Genomic DNA, 7102 nt, shown 5'->3' on the forward strand with positions numbered 1-7102 from the left:
CGGGTAAAGCCGCATCGCCTCGGTGAACACCGCGTCGGCATACGGCAGGTTCGCCAGATCCGCGACCGTCGGCCGCCGGCCGGACAGGACGGTGTCGAGCTCGGCGTACAGCGCTGCCGCGATCTCAGGATGCGTGCCGAGCAGATGAAATGTCCAGGTCAACGCGTTGGCCGTGGTTTCGTGACCGGCCAGCATGATGGTCAGGACCTCATCGCGGACCTGGGTGTCGTCCATCCCGTCGCCGGTCTGCGCATCGCGGGCCGACAGCAACAGTGACAGCAGGTCCCTCCCGCCCGCTCCGGCCGCACGGCGATGGTCGATGAGGTCGTAGACGACGCGGTCCAGGGCGTGACGAGCGTTACGGCGGCGCCGGGCCGCGGGCAGTGGCAGCCTCTCCAGCGCCTCGAAGCCTGCCCGCATGGACTTACGGGTGGCCACCATGTTCTCACTGATAGCCGTTCGGATGACGGTCACTTCGTTGCTGTCGACATCAACATCGAACAGTGTGCGAGTGACCATCGCCAGCGTCATCTCGATCATTTCATCGTGCAGATCAAGGTACTGGCCGTTCGTCCAACGATCAGCCCGATCGTCGGCAATCGCGACGAACGTCTCGCCGTACTCGAAGATCCGCTGATGGTGGAACATCGGCTGCATGAGCCGGCGCTGCCTGCGGTGCCGCTCCCCCGCGCTGGTCAACAACCCCTGGCCGAGCACCAGTGTGAGCGGCTCCACCACCGTCTGACGGGAGCCGAACCCACGGCGGACGATGCCTCGGGCGAAGGCCCGGCTGGATCCGACGAGCACGTCAGCGATGACTGCCGGGTCCGCCACGAGGAAAGCCGACAGCGGTCGCGAGGAGATCTGCGCGACAGGACCGTAGGTCGCACGCAGCTGGGTCAGGCCCGCGAGCAGGTCAGGACGCAGCACTCGTGCAGCCGCGCGCGGGCCACCGGACAGGCCCGGGGCGGCTCCCGTACGCATCAGCACGGACACCGCTGGACAACGACAGGCCGAGCAACGGTCATGGCGGACTCTCCTCGGGATCACGGGCGGGGGCAGGGGCGCTCAACCCAGCAGGACGGCCAGCAGACCGATCTTCACGATAATCGCGATCTCGGCACTGCGGCCCGAGACACTGGCCACGTTCCGCGACCAACATCCGGATTGCCGTGGCGGTGGGAGCTCGCCCCGTCCAGTCACCCGGAAACGTGCCGAGGGTGCACGGGGTACACGGGGTACACGGGGTACACGGGGTACACGGGGTACACGGGGTACACGGGGTACACGGGGTACACGGGGTACACGGGGTACACGGGGTACACGAAAATTACTGAAAGTAAAAAATTAACTACTCGAACGCCGTGACAGCGTCGCTCATCCAGGCCAGATCATCTACTCGGACGTGGAGGCGTTCGGCTATGTCACCGGTGGCGACGCCCCGGCTGATCGCCTCACGAATAGCCAGGCCACGCACGGCACGCAGCCGTCCACGCTCCGGATGATCATTCCAGAGCAGATCGTGGGCAACCCAGGCGCGCTCGACCGGGTCAGCGATCGCGACGATACTGCGGAAGGCCATCACAGCGCACATGTTCCAGCGACCATGACTGGACGGCAACAGCACGGTGTCTCAATAGGAAATTCTTATCGACCGATTGACGACCTACCGCAGCAACCCAACACGGACAGCAACGGCCAAGCCGACCTCATCCAGGACATCCGACGGGCGTCGGTCGTCCGAAACCTCCACCGTCCACACCTGGGCCATGCACCGTGCGGCCCTCTCAACGATGTGAATCTGAGGCTCCGCCAGCAGCACCAGATTCACATCCTTCGGCGCCGTGAACCGAGTCCGCAACGATGCACGGTCGCCGGCCGTAGATTGCAGTCACCGAACGTCCGCGCCACACTCCTCATCGTGCAGGTAATGAAGATCGGAGAGGTGCTGAAGATCGAACTTGGAGATCAGGAACAGGGATCGGCGGTGGTGCGCTGGAAACAACGAGAACGACGTACCCGTGAGCTATGAGACCACCGAATCCGGAGGAACCAGATGAGCACCCTCAGCAAGGACGCACGGGATCTACTGAGCAAACCACTGTTCGCCTGGGTGACGACGCTGCGGACCGACGGTTCGCCGCACAGCACCGTTGTGTGGATCGATGTGGACGGCGACGACGTCATCTTCAATACTGCGGTGGGCCGCCTCAAGGAGCGGAACCTGCGCAGGGACCCACGGGTGTCGGTAGGTGTCCTCGATCCTGAGGACACCTACCATCTGGTCAGCATCTCCGGGTCCGCCCAGCTGGAGACCGATGGCGCCGACGCCGTCATCGACCGGTTGGCGAAGAAATACCTGGGGGTGGCCACATACCCTTTCCGGACGCCGGATGAACAGCGGGTCACGGTCCGGGTGACACCGAAGACTATGATCTACAGCCCCGGCCGATGACGGGCTGATCATCGGGTAGCTGTTGCAGCATCCGGATCCAGTGACACGGCAAGCTTCTCCGCATACGCCCGGATGGTCGGATGCTCGGCGAACACCGATGCCCGGACATCGCGGTCAAGCTCGGCGCCCAGTTTCGCGGCGACCTCGATCAGATTCAGCGAGTCCAGCCCGATGTCGAAGAGGCTCTGATCCGGATCCACCGCACGCGCGTCGTCAAGCCCGAGCATCGCGGCAACCTCACTTTGGATGAAGTCGACGAGGACCGCTTCTTTCACGTCGCCCTGCGCCGCCTCAACCTGGCGACGCAGCGTCTCTGCTGGCAGCAGTGCGTCGTCATCCGCTGTGCCAGCCGGGCCAGCCGGGCCAGCCGGGCCAGCCGGGCCGACCTGTCGCACCGGCTCGACCCAGAAGCGCCTGCGCTGGAACGGGTAGGTCGGCAGCGGTACCCGCATCCGCCGCCGGCTGGCAGCCGGATCGGCACCGGCGGGCGGATCGGCACCGGCGGGCGGATCGGGATAGAACGCCGACCAGTCAACGGCGACGCCGCTGGTCCACAAGCGCCCAGCGGCTGTCAGCCGTCCCCGGCGGGCAGCATCGGTTTCACCGACACCGGTGGAACCGGCGTCCCACGACTCACGCACCGCTGTCACCTGACGGCCGGAATCAGGAGCGCCGGTTACCACCCTGCCGGTGACAACGCGGTCGTCGTCCCCGAGGGTGAGGGTGAGAGCCGCGTCGTGGATGTCCCGGCACACCAGCGCCCGCCGGTAGGCATGTGCCCGCCGCCCCACCGCGAGGGTGAAGGCCACGTCCGCGAGGGTGAGCGCGTCGCGATGGAGGGCGAGATGGCGCGCCAGGTTGTCCGCAACCTCGTCGAGCGCGGCGGGCGACGCTGCGGAGATCACCAGCAGCTGCCAGTCGTCGGCCGGCACGCCAACCGGCTCGCGTACCGGGGCTTCCTCCAGGATCACGTGGGCGTTCGTGCCGCCGATGCCGAACGAGCTCACACCTGCACGCCGCGGGGCCGGACCCGACTGGGGCCATTGCCGGAACGTCGTGACGACGGAGAAGGGGGCACTGTCGAAGTCGATGTCCGGGTTGGGTGTGTCAAAGTGCAAACTCGGCACGAGGCGCCCATACCGCAACATGAGCGCCGTCTTGATCAGTCCGGCAATCCCCGACGCGGCGTCAAGATGACCGATGTTCGTCTTGACCGAACCGATCGAGCAGGGACCGGCTGCTGCGGGCCGCGGCGTGAACGCCTGGGTGAGAGCCGCGATCTCGATCGGATCCCCCAGCGGCGTGCCGGTGCCGTGCGCCTCGACATACGAGATCGTCTCAGCGCCACAGCCGGCGAGTGCCTGTGCCTCGACGATGACGGCGGCCTGACCACGCACGCTGGGAGCCGTGTAGCCGGCCTTTGCGCCGCCGTCGTTGTTGATCGCCGTTCCCTTGACCACGGCATGGATCCAGTCGCCGTCGGCCAGTGCATCGGCCAACCGCTTCAGGACGACGACACCGACGCCGCTACCGACGATCGTCCCCTGTGCGCTGGCGTCAAAGGCCCGGCAACGGCCGTCCGGTGAGAGAATCATTCCCTCCTGGAAAAGATAACCCTCGACGTGGGGCACCCTGATGTGTACCGCGCCGGCCAACGCCAGGTCACATTCTCCGCCCAGGAGACTCACACAGGCCGTGTGTACGGCCACCAGCGATGTGGAACATGCGGTGTTCACGCTGACAGCCGGCCCGCGCAGGTTCAGCTTGTAGGCCACCCGGGTTGCCAGGAAATCCTTGTCGCTGGCCAGCATCAGCCGATAACGTTCCAGCGTCGACCCCGACCGGAAACGATCCGAAAGGTTGCGCAGGAGGTAGGTGTTCAATCCGACGCCCGAGTGGGTTTCCGGATCATATCCGGAGTCCTCCAGCGCCGCGAGGGCGCATTCAAGGAAATGCCGCTGCTGCGAGTCCAGGAGCTGCGCCTCCTCGCTCGGGATGCCGAAGAAGTCGGCGTCGAACATCTCGATGCCGGAGAGAATCTGACCAGCCTTCACATAGCGTGGGTCCGCCACCAGGTCCGGGCTCACCCCGGCGGCCAGCAGCTCGTCGTCGCCGAAGAAGGTCGTGGTCTCGCGCCCCGCACACAGGTTCCGCCAGAATTCCTCGACCGTGTCGGCACCGGGAAAACGGCAGGCCATCCCGACGATCGCGATGTCTGCTTCCCGGACATCGTCCTGTTGCTCCATCGGATCTCCCTCAGTCGATTCGAATACCCATGGCGGCAGCCACGTTCGGCATATCGAGAAAGCCGTGGGCAACGTACCGCGCGGCATTCTGCGTGGCACCCAACTGCCCGAACAGATCGATGAGCGCTTCTTCCTGCGTGGGCCGGTCGCCAGCGCCTGCGGCGATCTCGAACACGATGGAGCGCAGCCGATCCTCAAGCTCCGCGACGTTTACCGACCGGGGGAATCTTACGCTGTAAGTGGACCGGTCGTAGTCCTTGTTCCGACTGACCGCCCGCACGTAACTCGACGCGTTCAGTTTGTAGAACATGCAGTCCCAGTTCTTGAACGAGTAGTAGTTGGGGAGCGGAAAGAGCGTGCAGTGGGTCTCGAACGGTGAGGACCGATAGAGGTCCTTCTCCTTGAGTTCCGCGACGATCCGGTCGGGGTCGTACTCGTCCCGCATGGCGACGAACGGAAATACGATCTTCGGCAGCTCGCTCTCCTGGGCGAACAACAGCGGATCCAGCTCACCCTGAAAGTATTCAGCTGCCCCGGTCCGACCGAAGGTCTGGTAGGAGGTAAGTATTCGGTGATGCCGTGGGAGGGCATGCCAAGTACCCGGCCGGTGGTGACGGCCGGGTAACGGGATCGGCGCGGGAATCGGGGTTATGACGGTGACGGACCGGGCTGGATGATCACGAGAGGATCATGGCCGTGGTTTCCGGTAGTGTCCCCGGGTCTGCGACCCAGGGTAGGAACCGGTGCAGTGCCTCACTGTCGCCGTGCGTTCGATCCCGACATGGCGGTACAGGACCGCCGCCGAGCGGGTCGGGTCCATCGTGAACCGCCGGTACCGCAGCCGGCGGTGCACGATCCGGGTGATCGTTACCTGCCAGTCGATCTGCTCGCTGTCCTCGGTCCCCAGCGGTACGAACGCCGCCCCGCACCCGGCGCAGGTCCGCTCGGCCGCGGGCACATCGTGGATCTCCTCCCGGGTCTCCAGATGGGAGCGGCACACAGGTACGGCTGAAGATCATGGCCGCAGGCGTCAACGTCATCGACTACAAGATTCGCCGCGGCTGGATGACCCAGATGTTCCCCGTCTCCTTCCCCGTCATCCCGGGCTCGGAAGCGGCCGGCATCGTCGACGAGATCGGCGAAGGTGTCGCCGGCGTCTCGGTGGGGATGAGGTGCTGGGCTCCACTGTCACCGGTGTCACCGGCGCCTACGCCCAGTACGCCCTGGCCACGCACTTCGCACCCAAACCGGCCGGCCTGGACTGGGAGTCGGCCGCCGCGCTACCCGTGGCCGCCGAGACCTCGGACCGCGTGCTGGACACGCTCAAGGTGACAGGCGGAGAGACGCTGCTGGTGCACGAAGCCGCCAGCGTGGTCGGCTCGTCGGCGTCCAGCTCGCCGTGGCCCGCGGCGCCACCGTCATCGGCACCTCCTCCGAGAGCAACCACGACTATCTGCGCTCCCTCGGCGCGGTCCCCGTCACCTACGGCGACGGCCTCGTCGACCGGGTCCGCGCCGCCGAGTTGGGCATTACCTTCTCCGCCGACAGCCGCCAGCCCTGGTCCGAGCTCGCCGATCACGCCCGCCTCGCCGCCGACGGCCGCCTGCGCGTCCGCATCGCCCAGAGCTTCCCGCTCGCCGACGCCGGCAAGGCCCACGAGCTGAGTGAGGCCGGCCACCCGCACGGCAAACTGATCCTGCGCCCGTAGCGCGCCTTCATGGCATCGGCCTCGGGGATGGTGACCTACTTGGGGCCGGGCGGTTCCGGCTCGAAACTGTGCGCCAACAGCCTGAAGCCTCAGGCAGGTCCTGCGGCCAGTGCGGGGTGAGCGGCCCTGATCAGCGTCAGGCCAGACCGGCGCGAGACGAGGAAGGTCACCGGCATGAGCGGCACGAGCCCGATGTCGAAGTAGCTCGGCCGGCCGGCCATGTGGCGCTCAGGCCTCGCGGACCGTCCCGGTCACTCGGCCGAGCAGCGCCCGCAGGTGCGCGCTCTGCTCCGGGCCGAGGTCATCGGTGATCTGCCGCTCGATCCCGGCGATCACCGCGTCGGCGGCGCGCAGCGCCTCACGCCCCGCATCGGTGAGGTGCAGCTCCTGCACGTGCCGGTGGCGCGGATGTTCGCGGCGCTCAAGCTGCCCGCGGCCCGCCAGCCGCGCCACCAGCGACGCCACCGCCTGCGGGGTCACGTTGAGGCGCCGGGCCAGCTCGGCGCCGGTCAGCCCCGGTTCGCTGTGCACCGAGATCAGGAGCGAGTAGTGCGCCTGCGCCATGCCCAGCGAGCGCAGCCGCTGCTCCTTCAGCGCCTGCACCGCCAGCTCCGCGCGGCGCAGCGCCCAGGTCACCCGGTCCAGCGCGTCGATCCCGACAGGCTCCTCGTCGTTCCGCCTAACGCCTGAAGG

7 protein-coding genes and 1 pseudogene are annotated in these 7102 nt (G+C 66.7%); 2 read left to right on the forward strand and 6 right to left on the reverse strand.

Translation table 11 applies throughout. The features are described 5' to 3' along the window. A partial coding sequence (locus U9977_RS07940) for a cytochrome P450 (RefSeq protein WP_322748544.1) occupies positions 1-984 on the reverse strand: 984 nt, incomplete at its 3' end. Between the two features lie 367 nt (positions 985-1351). Then, positions 1352-1594 carry a hypothetical protein gene (locus U9977_RS07945; RefSeq protein WP_322748545.1) on the reverse strand — a complete coding sequence of 81 codons (243 nt, stop codon included), beginning with the start codon at positions 1592-1594 and terminating at the stop codon, positions 1352-1354. 462 nt (positions 1595-2056) lie between these two features. Between U9977_RS07945 and U9977_RS07950 the strand changes: the two genes are divergently transcribed. Beyond that, positions 2057-2455: a PPOX class F420-dependent oxidoreductase gene (locus U9977_RS07950; RefSeq protein ID WP_322748546.1), complete on the forward strand. Its 399-nt coding sequence runs from the start codon at positions 2057-2059 to the stop codon at positions 2453-2455. Between the two features lie 8 nt (positions 2456-2463). Here the strand turns inward: U9977_RS07950 and U9977_RS07955 are convergent, their stop codons facing one another. From U9977_RS07955 to U9977_RS07965, 3 genes are all read right to left on the reverse strand, one after another. Then, entirely contained in the window at positions 2464-4701 is a 2238-nt protein-coding gene (locus tag U9977_RS07955; protein ID WP_322748547.1) for a type I polyketide synthase, read from the reverse strand. 10 nt (positions 4702-4711) lie between these two features. Then, on the reverse strand, positions 4712-5197 hold the full coding sequence (locus tag U9977_RS07960) for a hypothetical protein (RefSeq protein ID WP_322748548.1): 486 nt from the start codon (positions 5195-5197) through the stop codon (positions 4712-4714). A gap of 192 nt (positions 5198-5389) precedes the next feature. Further along, entirely contained in the window at positions 5390-5701 is a 312-nt protein-coding gene (locus tag U9977_RS07965) for a hypothetical protein (RefSeq protein WP_322748549.1), read from the reverse strand. Between the two features lie 8 nt (positions 5702-5709). Here U9977_RS07965 and U9977_RS26860 point away from each other — a divergent pair. Then, a pseudogene (locus tag U9977_RS26860) lies at positions 5710-6409 on the forward strand (NADP-dependent oxidoreductase). 228 nt (positions 6410-6637) lie between these two features. Here the strand turns inward: U9977_RS26860 and U9977_RS07975 are convergent. Continuing rightward, positions 6638-7102 (reverse strand): MarR family winged helix-turn-helix transcriptional regulator (locus U9977_RS07975; protein WP_322748551.1); only part of this gene is annotated, 465 nt, incomplete at its 5' end.

The organism is Protofrankia sp. Cas8 (assembly GCF_963555845.1).
Classification (GTDB): Bacteria; Actinomycetota; Actinomycetes; order Frankiales; family Frankiaceae; genus Protofrankia.